Genomic DNA, 23,610 nt, shown 5'->3' with positions numbered 1-23,610 from the left:
GCGGGTTTTCTAGTTCCCTCAACCCCACCACTAGCCATCAAGCTCATGCTGAAACATAATCTTTTACTCATCTATCGTACTATCAAACGGTTCAAAAGCACCTTTTTCATTAATCTCATCGGGCTTTCGTCGGGCCTGGCCTGCGCCCTGCTTATTTACCTGTGGGTGAATGATGAATTGCATGTTGACCGGTTCCATGCGAACGACAGCCAACTGTATCAGGTGATGGAGAACAACCCGAATGCGGATGGCATCAGGACGCAGGATCGTACGCCGGATTTACTGGCTGAAACGATGGCGGCCGAACTTCCGGAAGTGGCGTACGCTGCGGCTGTTCTTCCCGCGTCCGCCATGCCATCGCTGCTCACCGTTTCGGCAAACAGCGTCAATATAAAGGCGGCCGGACAATTTGCGGGCAAGGATTTTTTTAACATTTTTTCCTACCCACTCCTCGCAGGAAACAAAGAAAACGTTCTGGCAGATAAAAATGGAGTCGTCCTGTCCGAAGAGCTGGCCATGAAGCTGTTTCATACTACCCAAAATGTGGTTGGCCGAACGATTCAATGGCAATTGGCGCAATTTAAAAAGGCGGTTTTGGTAACCGGAATCTTCAAAAAACTACCTGCTAATTCGTCGGCACAATTTGACCTTTTACTAACGGATCAGGCGTTTAGAGACCCCGAACTTTTCCACCGTACTGTATCCTGGGATAATCACGCACCAGCTACGTATCTGGTGTTGAAGAAGGAAACAAACATTGACCAGTTTAACAAAAAAATTGCAGGCTACCTCAAAACCAAATCCAGCGAGTCAACGGTCACGCTATTCGTGAGACCCTTTTCGGATAGTTATCTACGTAACACCTACAGGAACGGGGTTCTGGTCGGTGGCCGGATCGATTATGTGAATCTGTTCTCCATCATTGCCCTCTTTATTCTGGTCATTGCCTGCATCAATTTCATGAATCTGTCTACCGCCAAAGCGTCGGTACGACTCAAAGAAGTGGGGGTAAAAAAAGCCATCGGCGCGGGCCGGGGAACGCTCATTTTGCAGTACATGGGCGAGTCGATGTTTATGGCCTTCCTGTCGTTGCTGGTGGCTATTTTGCTGGTCGTTATCTTGCTCCCCACCTTCAACGAAATCACCCAGAAACATCTGTCGCTGAACGTCGACGGCAGGCTTATACTGGCCTTTCTGGCCATTACGTTACTCACCGGTATTATAGCCGGTAGCTATCCGTCCCTGTACTTATCGGGTTTCAATCCGGTAACGGTACTGAAAGGGGGAACGCTATCCCGGAAACTAACGAATTCGGTGGGTGAAGTCTGGACACGGCAGGGGCTCGTGGTGTTTCAGTTTGCGCTGTCGATTATCCTGATTGTATCCGTTCTGGTGGTTTACCAGCAGATCAGTTACGTCCAGCGCAAAAACGTAGGCTTCAAAAAAGATAATGTCATCTACTTCTCGAGAGAGGGAAAAATTGCGGAGAATACAGAAACCTTTCTGGCGGAGGTAAAAAAAATACCGGGTGTACTGAATGCGTCGGGTATGCAACAGTCGCTTATTGGCAATCAGGGCGGGACAGTAGGCCTGGACTGGAAAGGCAAAGACCCTAAAGAGTCTATCCGGTTCATTAATATGACGGTCGACTACAACGCCATCGAAACGCTGGGTATGCACATGAAAGAGGGCCGGGCATTCGACAAGAAATTCGGCGCCGACAGTAGCAACATCATCTTTAACGAAGCCGCCATCAAGGCAATGGGCCTGAAAAACCCAGTTGGCCAGATTGTTCAGTTGTGGGGGCAGAACCGGCAAATTGTGGGCGTGGTGAGCGACTTTAATTTCGAGTCGCTCCACGACGAAATCAAGCCTGTTTTCATGAAACTCAAACCGTCGGAAACCATGACCCTCATGGCCTCCATTGATGCGGAAAAACAGCAGCAGGCAATCGCCGGACTTCAGCAGGTTTACCAGGAATTCAATCCGGGTTATTCACTGGAATACAAATTCCTGGATCAGGATTTCCAGGCCCAATACGCATCAGAGCAACGGGTGTCGATCTTGTCCCGCTACTTCGCCGGGCTCGCGATTCTTATTTCGTGCCTGGGTCTTTTCGGTCTGTCAACCTTCACCGCCGAGCGTAGAACTAAAGAGATTGGCATTCGCAAAGCGTTGGGTGCGTCGGTGGCCGGAATCATTGCGCTGCTTTCCAGAGATTTCATCAAGCTGATTATCATCGCCGTTGCCATTGCGTTGCCCGTATCGTATTACTTCATGCATAACTGGTTGCAGGGCTTCGCCTACCGCATTGATATGTCGTGGTGGACATTCGCTTCGGTAGTTACGCTGGTAATGGCTATCGCTTTGGCAACGGTCAGTTTTCAGAGTATAAAGGCCGCCCTGGTCAATCCCATCAAATCGTTACGTTCCGAATAAACGACGCCAACATGTTTACGAACTATCTCAAAATTGCGTTTCGCAATTTGACCCGTAATAAGGTTTTCTCGATCATTAACCTGTTGGGTTTGTCGACGGGCATCACCGTATGCCTGATGATCTTCCTGTTCATCAGCAACGAGTTCAGCGTCGATGATTTTCACAAGAATGGCAAGAACATATACCGCGTCATGCGGGGTATCAGCCTTGATGGCAAAGCGATGGATGTCTCTTACCTGTCGGGGCCGTACGCACCGGCGCTGCTGACCGATTTTACCGGGCAGATCGAGCAGGCGATTCGGGTAAACCCGACCAATGCGTTGATCACGGCCCAGGACAAATCGTTTCACGAGCGGAAAATCATCGATGCTGACCCGACCTTTTTTACGTTCTTTTCCTTTCCCCTGCTCAAGGGCAATCCGGCTACGGCATTGCTCGACCCGGCGAGTGTAGTGCTGACGGAGTCGACAGCCAAAAAGTATTTCGGCAGCGCCGACAACGCGATGGGTAAAATCGTCAGGGTTGATAAAAAACTGGCCGTTAAAGTCACCGGGATCGCGCAGGATGTACCCACGAATTCCCACCTGGATTTCGACCTGGTGATACCGCTGGAAAACTACAAAGACCAGGGTTGGATGACCACCTGGATCAACAACGGCCTCTACACCTACGTGCAACTAGCCCCGACGGTGACAGAAGAACATATCGAGCGAAATTTTCCGCGCTTCATGGATAAACACATGGGGCTTGTTATGAAAGAATCCGGCTTTAAGTTCACCCTGTCGCTTACGCCCTTACGGGATATTTATTTTGAACAGGCTGCTTTCGATAACGGCAAACATGGCGATAAAGGGGTCGTCTTCATCTTCCTGTCAATTGCGATTCTTATTTTGCTGGTAGCCTGCATCAATTTTATGAACCTATCAACGGTTCGGGCCGTAGAACGCTCGAAAGAGATTGGGGTTCGCAAAGTGCTGGGGGCCGTTAAGGGGCATCTGGTCTGGCAGTTCATCGGCGAATCAATCCTGCTGACGGCGTTCTCCTGTATACTCGCCCTTGGTTTACTGGCGCTGGTGTTGCCGTTTTACCAACAGCTACTGGGCTACTCGTTGGCCCTATCAACCCACGTCCTACCGATCGTACTGTTCCTGCTTGGTATCATCGTGGTAGCGGGTTTTCTGGCGGGAAGCTACCCTGCCTTTGTCCTGGCGGCCTTTTCGCCCATTCAGGCGCTGAAGGGTAGATTGCGACTGGGTAAAGGTAGCGTTTCGCTGAGGCAGGTGCTGGTTGTGGTGCAGTTCAGTATCTCGATCCTGCTGATGCTCGGCACCGCCATTGGCACCCAGCAGATGAGCTACCTCAAAAATAAACAGCTCGGGTACAATAAGGAGCAGACGCTGGTTGTACCCATTGACAACGAAGACACCGATATGTTCTTCAGGGGACACAAACCAGAACTGCTCGCCCAGAGCCGGATTGAGGCCGTTTCGTTGATGTCGGGTGAGCCGGGTGGTTATTTCGACGGACATATGTTTGATGTCGAAGCACATGACAGCAAATGGAGAGCCCGGACGGAATTCGCCGACTTCGATTACGTAAAAACGCTGGGACTGAAATTGATTGCAGGCCGGGACTTTTCGCCCGCGTTTCCCTCCGATACGGTGAAGGCGACCCTGATCAACCGAACGGCGGCTGCGCGGCTGGGCTGGACACCGGAACAGGCCATCGGCAAGTGGCTGAAAAATACATTGCGCGACAGCACGAAGCGGACAATCATCGGCGTGGTCGAGGATTTCAATTTTCTATCCCTGAAAGAGTCGATCGAACCACTGGTTATTGCCCCCAACGATGACCGACGGGTCGCTCTTATAAAATTGAAGCCCGGTAACCTGTCCGCCACGGTCGAGACGATCCAGCAACTGTACGCTAAAACGCGCCCTGCGTATCCGCTTAACTATCATTTTCTGGACCAGCAGTTCGACCAGATGTACCAGGCCGACCTGCGTCAGCAAACTATTCTGAGCATTTTTGCGGGACTGGCCATTTTCATTGCTTGTTTGGGTCTGTTCGGTTTGGCTTCCTTTTCGGCCCAGCAACGTACCAAAGAGATTGGTGTTCGTAAAACCCTGGGCGCATCGGTGGGCAGCATTGTTGGCCTGCTCTCCAGCGACTTTCTGAAACCGGTCGGCATGGCCATTCTGATTGCCTCGCCCCTGGCCTGGTATGCAATGGATAAATGGCTACAGGGTTTCGCTTACAAAATCGACATTTCCTGGTGGGTCTTTGTGGCGGCCGGGGGCCTGGCGCTGGCGATTGCGTTCATCACGGTCAGTTTTCAGAGTATAAAGGCTGCCCTGGTCAATCCCATCAAATCACTAAAAACGGAGTAAGAGGAGGAAAGGGAGGAGGGAGAAAAGGAGGAAGGCTTGACGATCCCTTTCTTCCCTCTCCTCCTTCCTCCCTTTCCTCCTTTCGCCATCCCTTCTTATGATCAAGAACTATCTCAAAATCGCCTGGCGGAACCTGCGCAAGCAGAGTGGCTACACGGCAATCAATATTTTCGGGCTGGCCGTCGGTATGGCGGCCACCATGCTCATTTTCCAGTACGTCAGTTTCGAACGCAGCTATGATCGCTTCCATGAACGCGTTGGTCGCATTGTTCGCGTAACGGCCCAGCGCTACGAACATGGGGTTTTGTCGACCAACTGGGCCGGAGGGCCGTTTGCGGCAGGCAACCAGTTAAAAGATGAATTTGCCGAAGTCGAAGACTATGTCAAACTATTCGCCCGGCCAAAGCTAGTTCTGGAGGCCCACCAGCGTGATTTCCGGGTAGATAAGGGTTTTTTCGTAACACCTTCCTTCTTCAAGATTTTTTCGTTTCCACTGACCGAGGGTGATTCGCGAACAGCGCTGACGGAACCCAACACGGGCGTCGTTTCCGCGTCGTTGGCAAAGCGGTTGTTCGGGACAGCGAACCCAGTTGGTCAGTTGATGCATGTGGAGCGCGAGCTGCCCATTCGCGTAACCGGCGTTTATCCTGACTTCCCGAAGAACTCGCATATTCAGGCCGACTACCTGATGTCGTTCAGTACATTCCAGAAGTTAGCTAACCCCAAAAATGAACCTGACAGAAACTTCGATAATGCCTGGGACCAGGATGGCTGCTTAACGTATCTGCTGCTGAAGCCGGGTGTAGACGCAGCGGCTCTGGAACGCAAGCTGCCCGCCTTTACGGAACGTAAGGATCAGCGCGACCCCAAAACGGGCGATGGCCTCTTGCTCCAGCTACAGCCGCTTACCGATATCCATTTGTATTCGCATTTGTTATTCGAAGCCGGTCCGAACGGCGACGGCAACGCAGTGTATGTCTTATTGTGCGTTGCTTTCTTTATCATCAGTATTGCCTGGATCAATTACATCAATCTGGCTACGGCGCGGGCCATCGGTCGGGCCAAAGAAGTGGGCGTTCGTAAGGCAATCGGCTCGTATCGGGGTCAATTGATCGGCCAGTTTCTGATCGAATCGGCTTTACTGAATGGGATGGCTGTCGGTGCAGCATTCGTGCTGATTACCATAGCCCTGCCCGTATTCAATGAGTTTACGGATCAGGAGTTGACGTACGACTTTGTCGCGTCCAACCGTTTCTGGCTTGGATTAGGCAGCATGTACGTTGTGGGAACGTTGTTGTCTGGTCTCTATCCCGCCTTTGTCTTATCCGGCTTCAAACCGGTTGCTGTACTTAAAAACGGCATGGCTGGGTTCAAAGAGGGCGTTACACTCCGTAAGTCGTTGGTCGTCATTCAGTTTGCCGCTTCGGTATTCCTCCTGGTGGCTACCATTACCGTATTTCGCCAGCTTCAGTTCATGCGCAGTCAGCAGCTCGGGGTTGCTATTGACCAGACAATGGTGCTGGGCAGGCCCGTCAATGATTCGACGCGAGTCAGCCGAACCAAGGCCTTCAAAGAGTATTTGCTCAACCAGTCTGGTACGCAACGCGTGGCTGTTTCGTCAACCGTTCCGGGCGAAAAAGTGGAGTTTAACGCAGGCGGCATTCGTTTGCTCGGCGCACCCAACGAAGACGGAAAACAATACAGAATCATCACGACTGATTACGACTTTATCGATGCGTATGGGTTAAAAATGCTGGCGGGTCGAAATTTCAATTCGGCACTGGGTGAGAAGGATGCGGTTATTCTTAATCGAACGGGCCTGCTGCAACTGGGCTTCGCCAACCCGGATAAAGCCATCGGTCAACAGATTGACTTCTGGGGCGATAAACTCACCATCGTCGGCGTAATCGACAATTTTCACCAGCAATCGCCCCGCGAAGCCTACGAACCGCTCATTCTACGTCTTGATCCCAACGTGAACGGTGCCATTTCTATCAAGATGGCGGGTAGCGAATCAACCCGTATGGTGGCAGTTGTCAAACAAGCCTGGCAACAATTCTTCCCCACAGACCCTTTCGAGTTTGCGTTTCTGGATGAGCAGTACGACAAGCAATACCGCGCCGACGATCGCTTCGGGCAGGTGTTTGGCTTCTTCACGTTGTTGGCAGTGCTGGTGTCTTGTCTGGGCTTACTGGGTCTGGTTACGTTCACGGCGCAACAGCGGACCAAAGAAATCGGCGTTCGCAAAGTACTCGGCGCGTCGGTCTGGAGCATCGTCAGTCTGCTGGCGCGGGACTTCGTCAAACTGGTGCTGATCGCCATCGTTATAGCCTCCCCTATTGCCTGGTACACCATGCAGCGCTGGCTCCAGGATTTTGCTTCCCGCATCGACATCCAATGGTGGGTGTTTGCCGTAGCCGGACTATTGGCGGTAGGTATTGCTTTGCTAACGGTCAGCTTCCAAAGCCTCAAAGCCGCCCTGGTCAACCCCGTCAAGTCGCTAAAAACGGAATAAGAGCAGGAAAGGGAGGAGGGAGAAAAGGAGGAAAGGGATAGTCAAGCATACCTTCCTCCCTTTCTCCCTCCTCCCTTTCCTGCTCCCCCCCCCCTTTTCATCCCATTTTTCGCCCGGTTTAACCCATTTTTCCCACGAGCGCGTGGCACCATCATAGCTTTGGTCAAAAATCGAGCAATAGCTATGCAGGCACATTCACTCAAACGATACGCCGAACCATTATTTCTGGTCGGCCTGGCAACTATCTACGTCATACGACGACTGCTGGTAGAGGTTAACAAGCTTGACGGCATGATTGGTCTGGCGTCAAGCGGCAATGGTATTCCAGCCGGAACCTACTGGCCGGAGCTGGGCAACTACGATCATACGCTGAACAACAACGTACCACTTATCGCGGGCGTCTGTCTGTTTCTGGGGGCCTGGTACGTGTTTAACTACCTAGCTTACCCCCGCCTTTCCGAAGAAGTTGGTAGCCGCGCAGGCTGGCTGTACGTTGGGCTGACCGTTTTTCTGCTTCTATCAAGCGCGCTTATCTACCACTATCTAAAGCTTTACGTCCGTTACAAGCACCTCGAATCGGGCGATATTTTCGGACTGAAAGTGTATTCGCTTTACCGCAAACGCACCGTACTGGCCGACGCGATCGGACTGGGTATTCTGCTAGCCACATACGAGATTATCCGGGGCTATTACGTCTACTTATCTGACAAAACCCGCCAGGAATTACCAACTCATTTCCGAGTAGTCAGTTATCTGCTACTCAGCGGCATTATGGTACTACTGGTGCGGTTTGCCTTCGTTGGCAACTTACCGCCTACACTCTGGCGGGGATCGTTTCGTGATCTGCTGCTGCTGCTGGGACTGAGCAGTCAAACCCTGATTCTTCAGTCATTCATTTACAAAAACGCAGTTAGTCAGTCAGTTAATTTTAGGGAGGTTTCGCCCTACTCGATCGGTGCTTTTTTGCTGGCAGTGCTCTTTGTGACGACTATCATTTGGGAAGCCAGCACCCAATTTTATTATCACTCCCTTGATCCAATCATTACGTTCAGCGCCATCGTTGTAATCTGCTCGGTGGCGATTGCCTACGGACGCCGGGTGCTGAACCGGGAGAAAATAGTGCTTCAAACTCAGGTCTCGGCTAAATCGGCCGAATTGTCCAGTCTGCGGGCACAGATAAACCCGCACTTTCTGTTCAATGCGCTGAATAGTCTGTACGCTACGGCGCTTAAGGAGAACAGCGAAAAAACGGCCGACGGCATTCAGAAGCTGGGCGATATGATGCGGTTTATGCTTCAGGAGAATAACCACGATCGCATCCCGCTCGACAAGGAGGTCGAATACCTGCACAACTACATCGAGCTTCAGCGGATGCGCGTTGATGAGAGTCACCCGATCGAGATTCGGGTCAACATTCAACAACCGAAGCGTGAGATTTACCTCGCCCCCATGCTGCTGACGCCCTTCGTCGAGAACGCGTTCAAGCACGGCATCAGCCTGCGAAATCCATCCTGGATTTTCGTTACGCTAACGCTCGATGCGACGAAGCTGTATTTCAAGGTTCACAACTCCCGTCATCCGCGTCCGGCCGAATCGGCCGATCCCGAAAAAGAGCAATCGGGCGTTGGGCTGGATAATGTTCGTAAGCGCCTGGAGCTGATTTATCCGGGTCGACACACACTCGATATTCAGCAGTCGGAACAGGACTATTTTGTATCGCTGACGCTGGTGTACTGGTAATCACAGCATTCCGGGAGAAATCGTCGGCGGCCAGGGATTTTCAGAACGACAGGCCACTGCGGACGCGTCTGTTTATACTGCCGATACCTTGTTAGTAAACACTGCTCCTCCTCAGCCAATTGATCCGCCAGTATACAAGCGATTCGCCCATTTACGGCTAACGCATCAACAACGTCCACCAGGTTTCTGATGATCGATTGACTTGTCGGCTTGATCACCAAAACAGGGTTTATCAACAAAGCGGTACGACGTAACGTATGCTGTAATCTGTCTGCTGAATAATCGATCTCGACGTAACTGGCGGTACTGTCAGTTCCATACAAAAGGTACCCAATCCTATCATTCTCCAGCAAAAATAGGATGCCCGTAAGCGGCTGGTAATACTCGACTTTCCCATTATGGCTCTTGTAGACAGATACGACTTTATGCCGCTCTATCTGCTTCATCCAGATAAAAAACGTAATCAGTAACAGAACTACGCTAACAAATGGAGCCATATCTACCTGAGGAAGTTTGTACCGCTGACGGGCTGCTCTCATCGGAAAATCGTCGGTTTACCGAGAGATGACCACAATACCCAAAATTCATACGATCCACTTAAATTTTCTTTTCCATGAAATGCTTTTATCTTCCCCTGCTCTTACTCTGGCTTGTTCCTGTTGTGATCGCTCAAATGGCGTTAGGCTTTGTGTCTGCCAGTTCGGCACCACCCCTCAATGAGCCACCGCGGCTACGTTTTTTGCTACAGACGAATGACGCATCATGTACCGTTGAGATTGCTGCCGACGGCGCCATTTCCGGTTTGTTCTCCTTCGAGGAAGATCGCTGGACAAAACAAAAATAACCTCGTATGGCCTTGACCGCCATTGCTATCGACGACGAACCCCAGGCGCTGGACGTAATCCGGCTTCACGCGGCCAAGGTACCCTTCCTACAACTGGACGCTACGTTTACCGATGCCTTTGAAGCCATTACGTACCTGCAAACGCACCGCGTCGACCTAGTTTTTCTGGATATCAAGATGCCCGACATCTCGGGAATCGATGTGGTGAAGTGTCTCCCCCGAAACCCGATGGTGATTTTCACAACGGCTTACTCTGATTACGCCGTACAAGGTTTTGAGCTGGATGCGGTTGATTATTTATTGAAACCGTTTTCGCTGGCTCGCTTTCTGAAAGCCTGTACGAAAGCGCTCGACATACACACGTTACGTTCGGACGAAGCCCCATTTATTTTTGTCAAAACGGGCTACGAAGAAGAGAAGGTATGGGTCGATGATATTCTGTACCTCGAAGCCGACGGGAATTACCTGTCGTTTGTACTGCGAAACCGTCGTTTGCTCAGTCGGCAGACCATGACTGATGCATTGCAATTGCTGCCGTCCAGCCTGTTCATTCGGGTACATCGGTCCTACGCCGTCGCCGTTCGTAAGGTTGACAAGATAGCTCGCCAGGAGATCACCGTGGCTGGCCATACCATACCCATTGGCGCGTCGTATGAGCGTACCGTTGCTGACATCCGAACTAGTCTGAACCTACCATAAGTCATTCGTTTACGTAGACAAAACCTCTGTTACTCAGTCACTTTCGGCTACTTTATTCTGTCCATAAGTGAACGCAATTCGTCCATTTGCGGACATAAGCCGGACCAACCTTAACGTTACCTACTGTATATCAACCAATTATAGACTTGGTACAGCATTTGGGGCAGTATAGATTGTTGTTCTTCCCATCTATCCCGACAACCAACCGATTATGCTGCGCAACCATCTAAAAATCGCCATCCGGACTTTCTGGAAAAACAAGCTTTTCAGCGGTCTCAACATAATCGGGCTGGGCGTCGGCATGGCGGCTGTCTGGCTCATGGTCTTGTACGTGGTCAACGAGTGGAGTTACGACCGCTTTCACGCCAATGCCGACCGCATTGTTCGGGTAGTGCAGCACGCGCAGTGGCAAGGCGGAGACCTTCACCTGGCGGCTACGTCGGCCCCCTTTGCGGAAGCACTGAAACAAGACTACCCGGAGGTTGAAAAAACGGTCCGCTTTCACCCGGAAGGTGGTGGATTGATTACGGTTGGCGACAAAAAACTGGACGTTCCTGCCATCTTCTTCGCCGATTCGACGGTGTTCGACGTGTTCACGTTTCCCTTTCTGTACGGCGACCCACGTACTGCCCTCAGTGGTCCGCAGCGTATCGTACTGACGAAGAGCGTAGCCGAAAAACTGTTTGGCAGTGCCGGCAACGCAGTCGGCAAGGTCGTTGAGTTCAGTGAGCATTTCCCGAACACCGTAACGGGCGTTATTGAGGACGTACCGACCAACTCGCATCTACAATTCGGCGCTTTACGTTCCTTCCCTGACAACTATACGAGCGGCTGGCAGCAGGCCGAGCTCTACACCTATCTGTTGCTAACAAAAGGTAGTGAACCCGACATGCTATCGGCAAAGCTGACGGACTTCTTCCCGAAATACCTGAAGAAAGAAATGGGCGACGTAACGTATCGGCTGGAGTTGCAACCTCTGTCGGCCATTCATTTGCACTCGCATCTGGATTACGAAATCAGTCCGAATGGCAACGCCCGCACGGTTTCTATTTTTGCCGCTGTAGCCGCCCTGATTTTGCTGATTGCCTGCATCAACTACGTAAATCTGAACACGGTGCGCGCCCTCAAACGCACGCGCGAAGTAGGCGTCCGAAAAGCGGTTGGTTCGTTCCGGCACCAACTAATCGGGCAGTTCCTGACCGAATCGCTGCTCATGACGTTCTTGGCGGGACTGGTCAGTGCCGGGCTAGTCGTCGTGGCGTTGCCGTATTTCAACCAGCTCGCCGACAAATCATTGTCGCTCGGCGGCTGGTCCAGTACGTTGCTGACGGTCGCCCTGTTCTCGTTGCTCATTGGTGCGTTGAGTGGGCTTTACCCTGCCTTGCGTCTGTCCGGTTTCCGACCCGTATCGGCTCTGCGTGGGCAACTGAGCAATCATCAGAACCCGGTTGTGCTCCGGCAAGCACTGGTTGTCTTTCAGTTCGTAGCCACGGTGGCACTCATCGCCTGCTCAGGAATTGTGTACCGACAGATGCAATTTGTCCGTCAGGCGGATCTGGGGTTCAATAAAGAACAGGTACTTACTTTTCACATCGACGACGAAACCGTCCGGCAACGTATCGACGCCCTCAAGGAAGCGTTAGTCCGGAATCCGCTGATCGAAAGCGCAGCCGCTGCCAGCAATCCGATTGGCAACAACAACATCGGCGGTAGCGGGATGTTTTTCGAGCAACAGGGCGCGTTTAGCCCCAACGCGCAACTAGTTCAGAAATTCCTCGTTGACCCGGACTACCTGAAAACACTGGAAATAGGCCTGGTAAGCGGCCGTAATTTTTCTGAGTCTTTCAAAAGCGATGCATCGAACGCCGTTCTGATCAATCAGACGCTGGCCCGACAACTTGGTCCTCAACCGGTTGGCAAGCGGGTCCGCTACTTTATCGACCAAGCCAATCACACCGCCGAAGCCCGCATCGTTGGCGTCGTCAAGGACTTTCACACCTATTCGCTTCAGCACAAAGTCGAGCCACTGGTATTGCAGATGCCCACGGCGTCTGACAAAGACAATCTGTACGTTCGGGTTCGGGCGGGTAACGTAACGGCAGCACTGGCGCACATTCAAACGGTCTACCGAACGTTTTCCACCACGGCTACGCTTGATTTTCACTTTCTGGATGAAAACTTTTCGAAGCAATACCAGGCTGAGCAAAAACAGGGTAATGTGCTGCTGACGTTTACACTCCTGGCCATTTTTATCGCCTGCCTGGGCCTGTTCGGGTTGGTAGCCTTTGCAGCCGAACAGCGGACCAAAGAAATTGGCGTGCGAAAAGTTCTGGGCGCATCAGTCGCCAGCATCGTCGCCCTGCTCTCCAGAGATTTTCTGAAGCTGGTCCTGATCGCCGTTATTGTTGCATCACCCATTGCCTGGTATGCGATGCACCAGTGGCTGCAAAATTTCGCCTATAAAATTGAACTGGCCTGGTGGATGTTCGTACTGGCGGGCCTGATTGCTATGGGCATTGCCTTACTCACGGTCAGTCTCCAAAGTGTCCGGGCGGCACTGGTCAACCCGGTGAAGTCATTGCGATCAGAATAAGGAGGAAGCAAGCTACTAACCGTACGTTTCGCGGCTATTACGGTATTCTGTGTATAAATAGACAAGGGGTTGTCTATCTGATCGAATTAGATAGACAACCCCTTGCTTGTTACGTATGCCTACCGGTCGGTTTGTACGATGTTACCGCGGATCAATCCGTTAGGATAAGTCGATGTGTGCAGGTTCGCGTACGTCTTGTTAGCGTACATGTCATCCTGTTGCCCCTGCGTTAATGTCGCCTGGCCGACAATCGGGCTGGTCAGCGATGGGAACGTAATCGTTACCGGCCCGTTATTACCCGAAGCCGTAGAGGCCGTAACCGAATGAATGTGCCCCATGGTTGGCGTTAGTCCCTGATAGGTTACCGTGTAGCTCAGTACCCGTGTCACGCGGTTGTAATTGGCCGTGTAGTTTCCCGTAGCACTGGTGCTTACGGGTGGAACCTCGTTGGTACCGCTCATGGTTGCTCCAAACGTATCATTTGGATCATCAGGTGATGGATTGCTGCCTGATTTGCAGGATGGTAGTAATAGTGGGGCAGCAACAAACATAAGTAGTACTGCTATCTTTTTTGGCCTGATCATAACACTCTCGGTTATTGGTAAATAAAAAAAGCACTATGATGGGTAACCTTTTTGTTAGGAAAGTGCCCCGCCAAAGTCATTCATTTCTATTGAACGAGATTACTCTTCAGGCTATATTTAGAACCCTTTGCTTATACAACATACTGAAAACCAAACAACTACAGTAAGATATATCTATAGTTATTGTCGATACAGATTGTTTTCTCTTTTCCGCTTATCCGAACGTCTTTTTTCTCGATGCGTCAGATAACCCTCCTGCAAGCAGGATGAGTAATAATACTTTTTTAATCAATGCTTAACTCATCCCGCGCACGGTTTATATCGTCACCTCTGTTATTTATGTGATCGTCCGAACGATATTTTCGCGGGTGATCAACAGATCCAAACATTCATTTTTTCTGAGTTCCGCCATGAAAGCGCTCATTCATTTCCCTACGGCAACAACCCTGATGTTGGGGCTGGGACTACTGATCGCACCAGGACAAACGACATTCGCTCAGACGCTCGACGATAACCGGACACCGGCTGTCTCTAACGCCGACCAATCGCTCGTCTCGGCCATTGCGCCTTACCGCGACGACGTCCGTCGCTCAATTCTTCTGGCCAGTCAGCAACCTAACGTGCTGACCCAGCTTGCCGAGCAACAGGCCAATAGCCAGCAGGCTTTCAGTAAGCTAATTCAGTTTTACGGCCAGACCAAGCAGGGGTGGTTCTACGATCTGGCCCGCTTTCCGGACGTCCTGCATGACTTAGCTACGCTGCCAACCGGTTCGAGTCAGGCGACGGTGCAGGCCATTACCAAAAATCTCCCTTCGGATTTGCAGGAGCCCGCCTGGAAACTGTATCATAATCACCACAACGATCTGGTTCAGGCCGACAAGCTGAATCAAGAGGCCGATCAGGCATTAGCTGATCTGACAGCGTTCCTGGATCACCCCACCCAGGATGCGTTTCGGCAGTTGCTCAACATGCCCGACGTACTAACGCTGCTGACGCAGCAGATGGATAAAACGGCAAAACTGGGCCGGGCGTATCAGGCCGATTCAGCAGGCGTAACGCAAAATCTGGCTGACGCCCACGACAAACTGGATGCCCAGAATCAGCAGGAACTGGCCAATTATCAGCGCGAACTGAGCCAGGACCCACAGGCTCAGCAGGAGTTGCAACAGGCTGGTCAGGCCTACGCACAGGCTAACGGCTACCATACCGGCATCAACCCCAACCCAGCCTGGGTAACCACAAATTACTCTTATCAGAATCCGTATTCTTACTGGTTTGGCTATCCTTACTGGTACGCGTCTCCGGTCTGGTATCCATCGGCCTGGTGGTCTGGAACTGGCTTTTACTACGGTGCTGGAGGAAATATGGTGGTCTTTGGGTTACCCTCCGTAGGGTTCTCAAGTTGGTTTTTCAACCGAGGTTACTCGTATTACCCCCATCTGTACAACCGCTTCAATACGTATTACACCAACAACGTCGGTTTTCACCGCTATTGGTCGCCAGGCAACTCCGGTTTCATGACTGCCGCCCACCAGGCGTTTGGTCCTGCTTACGGGACACTGGGTGGTCACCCAAACTGGTTCACGACACCTCGAACGTACAGCCGTCCGAATACCTGGAATAGCGCAAACGCCCGCATGGCAACACCCATGAGCCGCTACCCAAATGCGAATGCCAGCCTCAACCGGGGTTCGTCCTGGGGCGGTGGTTTCGGCGGAGCCCGTTCATTTGGTGGCGGTATGCATTCTTTCGGCGGAGGCAGTTTCGGCGGATTCCACGGTGGTCGGGGTGGTCGATAAGAAGAACATACACACTAATCTGGTGGGGGTAAGAAGTAGCAACGCACTCTTACCCCCACTTTTTTGTGCAGCGGACGACAGGCACTATCGGACCAACGCGAGCGTCTTCTCACCCCCGCAACGTAGCACCGGAGCGGATAGCCACTGCCGAGCCGTCGGCCAGGAAAACGGAATGGGGAGATCCCTCGAAAAAGGGAGCAAACTGTGGCCCGTAAAGCGTGGCAACATCGCAACGAACGGAATAGTCGTAGACGGGGTAGATCTGCCATTGCGGGTGAACAACTTCATATTCCGATGTCCGCGATCCTGAGCTGAATAGTGCTGTTCGCTTCGTATAGCCCCAATAATGCTCGGTGATGAAAGCCTCCTCACTGCCCGGGATGAGCGCGTGTCCAGTCTGATCAGCTAACACGCGGATATGATTCCAATTGGCTCCCACTTTCCATTCGTACTCAATCAACTGCCGATTACCATCGGGTTGCCAGCGATGCCGCATGGGATGGGTAGCGTAGGGCTCGCCATAGAGCGTATTTGCCACCAACGTAATGGCCAGCTTGGGCACGATCTCCTTCACAAAAACAACCCCGCGCTGCCAGCCCGCATCGGTACGACGACGAACGTAAAAACGCAGGTTAAACTCTTCAAACTCGCGGTGAAACGGCACGGCAACCTTACCCAGCATTTTGACATTCTGGAAGTAAAAGCCAACCAGACTGCCGTAGCAGACACCCTCAAACTCGTCTAGTTCGGTGCCGTAGGGAACCAGCGGTTCCAGCACGCGCCGGTCGATGGCGTAATTGGCAAAAATCAGGTTGCGCCATTCGGCGGTTAAGAACGTAAAAGCCATGCGATGGAAATCAAATCAACGTTGGCTTAACTCGTTCCCCGCGACAATGTTAGCTCGGGGCCCTACTGGTTGAGCCACTGCTTGAACAGGGGGGCTTTTTCTTTGCTGATGATGATTTCGACGGCGTCCTTCTTACCAACCAGTACCTTGAGCTTGCCGTTGAAGTAGTTGTGAATGCTATGGATGCTGTCTACGTGGATGATGTACTGCCGGTTAGCCCGGAAAAAATAGCGCGGGTCCAGTTCTTCCTCCAACTCCTCCAGCGTGTACGGGACCATCGTTTTGTCACCACTTTTGAGGTCAGCGAACGTAATCTTCGTTTCCGAAAAGAAGTAGACAACGTCCTGTGCGCTGAGCGTGACGTATCCATCCCGAAAGGGCAACAGGAAACGTTGTCGGAAGACTTTTAGCTGCTTTCGGTACAGGTCGACAAGTTCAGCGTACAAAGCCGACGAATCGGATTGATGCCGGTCCGGGGAGTCTGAAGCCGACGAGTCATGAGCCGTCTGCAATTGATCGAACTTGTCTAGCGCCTGCTTCAGTTCGTCACTGTCGATGGGTTTGAGTAGATAATCGATGCTATTGACCTTAAACGCCTGCATCATATACTCGTCGTAGGCCGTCGTGAAGATGATCGGGCTGGTGACGCTTACCTGTGAAAAAATGTCGAAGCAAATTCCATCCGCCAGGCGAATGTCCATAAAAATAAGCTGCGGCTTTACATTCGTTTGTAGCCAGTCGACGCTCTCGTGCACGGTTCCCAACACGGCCACCACCTGATGATCCGGCCGAATGGCCTGGAGCAGCCGACGTAGACGATTCACGTTTGGCTGCTCATCTTCAACAATCAGTACGGACAACGTATTCATACGGCAAAGCGGGGATAGAAATGAAAGCTAGTCGATTGCCAGTTGGCCCTGTTTTACCGTATAGTGCCGTGGGGCGCAAGGGTCCAGCAGCGGCAGTTTCACCCAGAATCTTTTGGCATCAGACCCTACTGCCGGAATCTGGCTGGACAGAATCTGGTAGCGGTTTTTTATGTTCTCCAATCCCAGCCCCGTGGAAGGCAAAGGCTTGGGAAAGGGCTGTCGGTTATTCGACACGCAGAGGTAATCGCCCGTGTGTGAAATATCAATCGTTAGGGGTTCCGCTAACGTAGCGCGGTTATGCTTGATGGCGTTTTCAATCAGCAGTTGCAACGTAATGGGTGGTAACCACTTACTCATCAGTTCCTGATTCAGATCGAAACAAATACGAACCTGCTCGCCGTGCCGAATCTGGATTAGATAATAGTACGCCTTCACGAACGTAATTTCATCCTTCAGCGACACAAGGTCCTGTTTCACCGCCTGGATCATATACCGATAGACCTTCGACAGATTATCCAGAAACAGAGACGCTTTCGTCTGATCTTCCAGAATGAGTTCGGATAACGTACTGAAGTTGTTGAACAGAAAATGCGGATCGAGTTGCAACTTCAGGGATTGCAATTCGGCCTGGAGCGCGATTCGGCTCAATTCCAACGTTTTGACTTTCAGTTCACCAGCCTCTTCCAGCGTTGTTTTCCAGCGTTGCAGCAAGTAATAACTCGTGTGCAGCGCGCTGATCATCAAACCAATAATGAGGTTGACGATAAAAAACTGCCAGACTTCAAGAATCTGCTGGGGCGTCAGCGTTCCGGGGTACAGCCAGGAGTAGAGCCTATCCTGTGTCCAGAATATGCCACAGTTGACGACTAAAATCAGAATCGTCTGAATCAGGAAACGGACCAGCGGTACGCTTTCCCAGGGATAGAACCGTTCTAGCAGGTGAGCGATGCCAATGCTTACCTCGATAATGAGCCAACAGAAGAACAAGTCAATCGACAGACTTACCGCCAACTCCTGCCAGGGCCCACTCCAGCCAGGACAATACGTTCCGTTGGGGTTGATCAGAAAGGATACCGCGTAGATCGCCAGCATGACAACGGGTGCCAGCGCCAGCCGAAAATACCATCGGTGGTTGTTGCGATTCAGCAGTAGCGGTAAGGTGTCCATGCTTTAAAAAACTATCTAAAACCCCTAAAGGACGGTCGGCCGTTGCCGAACTTTTTTCCAGAGTAAGTAAAGTCCGGCAACGGCCGACCGTCCTTTAGGGGTTTTAGGGGTTTCTGACTCGTTATGAAATAATTTTTAGACCGTTTTATAGCTCTAACGCCAGCCGCCCCCCAGCGCCCGGTATAGCTCGATAGTGGCCGCGGCCTTTTCTCGTTGTAACTGCGTAACGGCCAGCCGCGACTGCAGGTAATTACTCTGAGCGGAAATAATTTCCAGGTAGTTGGCCATCCCATTCCGAAACAGCAACTGGGTGGAACCAATTCCTTCTTCCAACGCCTGCCGACGACGTAACGCGGCCTGAATTTGTTCGTCTACTTTTTGATTGGCGACTAGTGCATTAGACACCTCGGTGTAGCCCACCAGAACCGCCTGTTGAAACGTCAGCGCCACCCGGTCCCGCTCCAGCATAGTCTGCTCGTACTGCGTCTTTAACTGGCGACGCTGGAAAACTGGCTGGACCAAGCCCCCGGCAATATTCCAGAAGAACGAGCCCGGTACACTAACCAAGTTAGCCAGTTGAAAGGACGTAAGACCACTTTGCGCCGTGATCGTCAGCCGGGGGTACATGGCGATCTGCGCCAGGCCCACCTGCGCGTTGGCCGCCCGAAGCGCGTATTCAGCCGCGTGAATATCGGGCCGGGCTGCCAGCAATGAAATTTCATAGCCGCCTTTTGGGTTGACCGTAAACGCTTCGCCGGGTTGCGTCTGCCGCCTAATGCTGCGGGCATACTGGCCGCAGAGTAGACTCAGTCCATTCTCCTGCTGCGTAATGCTCTGTTCGATCTGGGGAATGAGTTGCTGGGTAGCTTCCAACTGAGCCTTGGCCTGCTGAATAGCCAGCAACGTTGCTTCGCCAACCTTGAACTGGGCGTTTGTGATGGTAACGGTGCTATCGGCGAGTCGGCGGCTGTCCAGCGCAATGTGCAATTGCTCATCGAGCATTAGTAGGTTATAATACCCGCTCGCGACGTCGGCTACTAACCGCGTCTGGATTCCTCGTCTGATTTCCTGGCTTTGCAGCAGAGTCGCCAACGCCTGCTCTTTCTGTTTCTGAACCCGGCCCCATAGGTTGATTTCCCAGTTGAGCCCCAGGCTGGCGTTAAAGTCGTTCAGCGTCAGCGTACCCAGAAAAGCCTCGTTTCCCAATCCCGCAAAACTGTTCCGGGCGGTCCGGTTGCGACTCGCCTGAATCTGCGCGTTCAGATCGGGCAGGTAGTTGAGCCGGACTTGTTTCAGAACCGTCTGCGCCGTCTCCACATTTTTGACGGCAATCCGCAGATCGTTATTAAAAACCAGCGCCGTATCGATCAGCGTTCGTAGGGCTGCATTGGTGAAGAAATTCTGTACACCCGGCAGCGTTGACAGCGTCGAATCAACCGCCTGCTCACTACGGAACTGCGAAGGCAATTTTACGTCCGGTTTGGGCTGCTCCCGACTGACACGGCACGATGCGAGCAGCAGGATAAGGAGGAAAAGAAGGTGAATGGGTTTCATTTTAATGGCTGTAATTATTTGTTTTTCCGTACTCCATCTCACTGCAACAGTCGTCTGATTAAGTAACCCTATCCTGGTTTTTAGACTAATCTTGTAAGGGCTCTATTTGACCACTGGCACGGGCCGCCCCGCCCCTATTAAAACCTACTCTTGTGAAGGGACATCTCTCTTGTTTTCTGCCATTTACCACCCCCTGCCCCCTCCTAAAACAGGAGGGGGATGAGCAGTAGTGCCCTTTCAATCACCCCCTCCTATTTTTCTAGGAGGGGGCAGGGGGGTGGTGAAAAACTACGCTTGATTCACCATCTCCCGAAACATTTGCAAGACTACAGGTACCATAGTAGCCGCCGTCGCGAGCAGTGCCCGAAGACACGCGAAAGCGTTCACACCCTACGCGTGGGCGAATTCTTCTTTACGTTTTGGCTTTGGCTTTCGGCTAATCTTCTCCTGGAGCGACTGAAAAATCACAAAGAGCAGCGGAATGAAGACCAATCCTAGTACAACGCCGGTAACCATACCGCCTGCTGCGCTGGTACTGATGGACCGGTTCCCTGCCGCCGACGCCCCCGTCGCAAACATCAGAGGAATCAGCCCCGCAACGAACGCCAGCGAGGTCATCAGAATAGGCCGGAACCGTTGCCGGGCTCCTTCGATGGCCGCATCGACCAGCGACATACCCGACTGCCGGGCTTTTAGGGCAAACTCAACGATCAGAATGGCGTTTTTGGCCAGTAGTCCAATGAGCATAATGAGGCCGATCTGCACGTAAATGTTGTTCGTGATCCCCGCCAGCCCGATGGCCGAATAGACGCCTAAAATTCCAGTGGGCAGCGAGAGAATGACCGCCAGCGGCAGCAGGTAACTTTCGTACTGAGCGGCCAGCAGGAAGTAGGTAAACAGGACGCACATCCCGAAAATGAGCACCATCTGGCCACCCGATTCTTTCTCTTCCCGGCTCAGTCCGCTCCATTCATAGCCGTAGCCCGCCGGTAGTTTATCGCTTAGAATCCGTTCGGTAGCGTCCATGATCTGGCTGTTGCTATAGCCCGGCTTCGCCATGATATTGACCGTGATGCTGTTGAAGAGGTTATAGCGATCCACCACTTCCGGCCCATACACTTTGCGTAGCTTCACCAAGTTTCCGACCGGAATCATGGCTCCGCTGGCGTTTTTGACGAAGACCTGATTCAGCGATTCTTCGTCCATGCGAAACTGGCCTTCGGCTTTGACGTTGACCCGGTAAAATTTACCAAACCGGACAAAATCACTGGACTGGGCTCCCCCGTAGAACAGTTGCAGGGTCGTCATTACGTCGCGGGGCGTCGTACCCAGTTGGAAGGCTTTGTCCTCATCGACAATCACTTCAAACTGCGGAAAGTCGGAACGGAAGGTAGTAAAAGCCGCGCCGATGGCGGGGTCCTGGTTCAGGGCACCCAGGATCTGCTGGGCCTGCTGGCTAAAGTCGTCCAGACTCCGGCTCATTCGATCCTGCAAGACGAGTTCGGCACCGTTTACGCTTCCAAACCCTTCGACCGGCGGAGAGCGGAACAAGCTTAATTCACCTTCTTTGACGCTCGCCAGCCGCTGGGTCATCGCTTCGATAATCTGATTCATGTCCTGAATCTCACCCCGTTCCTTGATGGCTTTTAAGCGAACGAATCCAACGCCGTACGACGGGCCAGCACTGTTACTGAGCAGGTTGAATCCCGAAATACTCGTTACGGTCTCGACCTCCGGCATTTTCTTCAGCGCCTGGTCGATGCGCCGAATTACGTTCGTCGTGAACTTCAGGTTGTTTCCGGCCGGCAGCGATAGCGCGTAGACCACAAATCGATCGTCTTCGTTGGGTACGAAATCCTTGGGCGTCCGATTCATCATGAAAAAGGCCAGGCCTGCCACCAGCGCCAGCGCTCCCAGCCCAATCCATTTCCGGTCGATCAGGAAGCGAACACTACGAACGTATTTTGCCGTCAGATTCTCAAATCCGGTATTGAAAGCCAGATCAAACCGCTGCTTAAACGTCCGTTTCGAGGCATTGCCGTCGGCATGAGTATTCCGAAGAAACAGCGCGCACAGCGCCGGACTCAGCGTCAGGGCATTGACCGCCGAAATCAGAATAGCGATGGCCAACGTAAAGGCGAACTGTTTATAGAATACCCCCGCCGGCCCACTCATGAACCCAACGGGCAGGAACACCGCAGCCATCACCAGCGTAATCGAAATAATTGCGCCGGTAATCTCCTGCATGGCCGACGCAGTTGCCTCCTCGGGTTCCAGGTGTTCGTTGGCCATTTTGGCGTGCACGGCCTCCACCACCACGATGGCATCATCGACCACAATCCCGATCGCGAGCACCAGCGCGAAGAGGGTAAGCACGTTGATCGAGAAGCCGATGAGCAACAGAAAGAAGAACGTACCGACAATGGCAACGGGCACGGCAATGGCAGGAATCAGCGTCGAGCGCCAATCCTGCAAGAAGAGGAACACGACGATAAATACCAGAATGAACGCTTCGATCAGCGTTTGTTTCACCTGGTTGATGGACTCATCCAGCCGCTCTTTTACGCTTTGAATGATGTTATACTTAATGCCTTTCGGAAAAGACTTACTCGCCTGATCCAGCGTTTTGCGGACCGCGATCTCAATCTCGTTGGCGTTCGAACCGCTCACCTGCTGAATAGCCAACGTAACGGCGGGCCGGCCATCCTCTTTGTTGTCGCTCGAATAGAACGCCGAACCGAACTCAATCCGGGCCACGTCCCGCAGCCGCAGCATCGAACCGTCGGGTTTGGCTTTCAGTACGATCTGCTCAAAGTCTTCGGGCTGGTTCAGCTTGCCTTTGTACTTAACGGTGTACTGCATCGGCGCCTGCGATTCCTCGCCCAGCTTACCGGGCGATGCTTCCAGACTGCTGTTTGTGATGGCGGTTTCGATGTCCTGCGGCACCAGGTTATTCACCGTCAATTTTTGCGGGTCCAGCCAGATCCGCATCGAGTAATCCTTGCTACCAAAAAGCTGTACGTTGCCGATCCCCGGAATGCGTTTTAGCGCTGGCACCAGGTTGATCTTCGAATAGTTTTGCAGGAACAGCTCGTCGAACTTGGCCGAGTCTTCGCTGGCTACATTGAAGAACATGATGTTGCTGTTCTGCTGCTTGGTGGTCGTGATCCCGGCCCGGATAACCTCGGCCGGAATCTGGCTGTTGGCCTGCGCCACCCGGTTCTGTACGTTCACGGCCGCCTGATCGGGGTTGGTCCCCTGATTGAAAACGACCTGAATGAAGAAGGAGCCGTCACTCCCCGCCGTTGATTTGATGTACTGCATCTTCTCAACGCCGTTGATGGCTTCCTCCAGGGGGGTAATCACCGAACGGGTAACGCTTTCGCTGTTTCCGCCGGGATAAACGCCTGCGACCGACACTGTGGGCGGGGCAATATCGGGAAACTGGGTGACCGGGAGCTGGGTTAGGGCGATGATCCCCAGCAGAACCAGCACGATCGAGATAACCGTAGCCAGAACGGGCCTATGAATAATTTGTTGGAGCATGATGTCGAGGTGAAATGGCCGCCG

15 protein-coding genes are annotated in these 23,610 nt (G+C 52.4%); 8 read left to right on the top strand and 7 right to left on the bottom strand.

Annotated elements, in window-relative coordinates; genetic code table 11:
- Window positions 1-45 precede the first annotated feature (45 nt).
- From ACYVAD_RS15765 to ACYVAD_RS15750, 4 genes are all read left to right on the top strand, one after another.
- Window positions 46-2,439 (top strand): ABC transporter permease, encoded by a 2,394-nt coding sequence (locus ACYVAD_RS15765; RefSeq protein WP_461140472.1) that lies wholly within the window; start codon window positions 46-48, stop codon window positions 2,437-2,439.
- Window positions 2,325-4,829 (top strand): ABC transporter permease, encoded by a 2,505-nt coding sequence (locus ACYVAD_RS15760; protein WP_461140471.1) that lies wholly within the window; start codon window positions 2,325-2,327, stop codon window positions 4,827-4,829. Before ACYVAD_RS15765 ends, ACYVAD_RS15760 begins: the two co-directional genes overlap by 115 nt.
- 97 nt (window positions 4,830-4,926) lie before the next feature.
- Window positions 4,927-7,344: an ABC transporter permease gene (locus ACYVAD_RS15755; RefSeq protein WP_461140470.1), complete on the top strand. Its 2,418-nt coding sequence runs from the start codon at window positions 4,927-4,929 to the stop codon at window positions 7,342-7,344.
- Window positions 7,345-7,527: 183 nt separating this feature from the next.
- Complete coding sequence (locus ACYVAD_RS15750) at window positions 7,528-9,084, top strand: sensor histidine kinase (RefSeq protein WP_461140469.1); 1,557 nt, start codon at window positions 7,528-7,530, stop codon at window positions 9,082-9,084.
- Here ACYVAD_RS15750 and ACYVAD_RS15745 read toward each other — a convergent pair.
- Window positions 9,051-9,623, bottom strand: a complete 573-nt coding sequence (locus ACYVAD_RS15745; RefSeq protein WP_461140468.1) for a biopolymer transporter ExbD — start codon at window positions 9,621-9,623, stop codon at window positions 9,051-9,053. The genes ACYVAD_RS15750 and ACYVAD_RS15745 overlap by 34 nt on opposite strands.
- 74 nt (window positions 9,624-9,697) lie before the next feature.
- Between ACYVAD_RS15745 and ACYVAD_RS15740 the strand changes: the two genes are divergently transcribed.
- The 3 genes from ACYVAD_RS15740 (at window position 9,698) to ACYVAD_RS15730 (ending at window position 13,220) form a co-directional block, all read left to right on the top strand.
- Complete coding sequence (locus ACYVAD_RS15740) at window positions 9,698-9,928, top strand: hypothetical protein (protein ID WP_461140467.1); 231 nt, start codon at window positions 9,698-9,700, stop codon at window positions 9,926-9,928.
- A gap of 6 nt (window positions 9,929-9,934) precedes the next feature.
- Window positions 9,935-10,627, top strand: a complete 693-nt coding sequence (locus ACYVAD_RS15735; protein WP_461140466.1) for a LytR/AlgR family response regulator transcription factor — start codon at window positions 9,935-9,937, stop codon at window positions 10,625-10,627.
- A 211-nt stretch (window positions 10,628-10,838) separates the two neighbouring features.
- Window positions 10,839-13,220, top strand: coding sequence for an ABC transporter permease (locus ACYVAD_RS15730; protein WP_461140465.1), 2,382 nt, complete (start codon window positions 10,839-10,841; stop codon window positions 13,218-13,220).
- Between the two features lie 119 nt (window positions 13,221-13,339).
- Here the strand turns inward: ACYVAD_RS15730 and ACYVAD_RS15725 are convergent, their stop codons facing one another.
- On the bottom strand, window positions 13,340-13,771 hold the full coding sequence (locus tag ACYVAD_RS15725) for a CHRD domain-containing protein (RefSeq protein ID WP_461140464.1): 432 nt from the start codon (window positions 13,769-13,771) through the stop codon (window positions 13,340-13,342).
- A 443-nt stretch (window positions 13,772-14,214) separates the two neighbouring features.
- On the opposite strand from ACYVAD_RS15725, the gene ACYVAD_RS15720 reads away from it, so the two are divergent.
- Entirely contained in the window at window positions 14,215-15,603 is a 1,389-nt protein-coding gene (locus ACYVAD_RS15720; protein ID WP_461140463.1) for a hypothetical protein, read from the top strand.
- Window positions 15,604-15,712: 109 nt separating this feature from the next.
- Here the strand turns inward: ACYVAD_RS15720 and ACYVAD_RS15715 are convergent, their stop codons facing one another.
- The 5 genes from ACYVAD_RS15715 to ACYVAD_RS15695 form a co-directional block, all read right to left on the bottom strand.
- Window positions 15,713-16,450 (bottom strand): YqjF family protein, encoded by a 738-nt coding sequence (locus ACYVAD_RS15715; RefSeq protein ID WP_461140462.1) that lies wholly within the window; start codon window positions 16,448-16,450, stop codon window positions 15,713-15,715.
- 62 nt (window positions 16,451-16,512) lie between these two features.
- Window positions 16,513-17,319, bottom strand: coding sequence for a LytR/AlgR family response regulator transcription factor (locus tag ACYVAD_RS15710; protein WP_461140461.1), 807 nt, complete (start codon window positions 17,317-17,319; stop codon window positions 16,513-16,515).
- Between the two features lie 27 nt (window positions 17,320-17,346).
- The gene (locus ACYVAD_RS15705; protein ID WP_461140460.1) at window positions 17,347-18,486 is read right to left on the bottom strand and encodes a sensor histidine kinase; all 1,140 of its coding nucleotides are present in this window, start codon (window positions 18,484-18,486) and stop codon (window positions 17,347-17,349) included.
- Between the two features lie 153 nt (window positions 18,487-18,639).
- A complete protein-coding gene (locus ACYVAD_RS15700; RefSeq protein ID WP_461140459.1) occupies window positions 18,640-20,040 on the bottom strand; it encodes an efflux transporter outer membrane subunit in 1,401 nt (466 codons plus the stop codon).
- 390 nt (window positions 20,041-20,430) lie between these two features.
- Window positions 20,431-23,586 carry an efflux RND transporter permease subunit gene (locus ACYVAD_RS15695; RefSeq protein WP_461140458.1) on the bottom strand — a complete coding sequence of 1,052 codons (3,156 nt, stop codon included), beginning with the start codon at window positions 23,584-23,586 and terminating at the stop codon, window positions 20,431-20,433.
- Window positions 23,587-23,610: the final 24 nt, after the last annotated feature.

The sequence above is a fragment of the Spirosoma pomorum genome (genome assembly GCF_054776615.1).
Note: the sequence above shows the minus strand (reverse complement) of the source record. Positions and strands in the feature narration are given on the sequence as shown.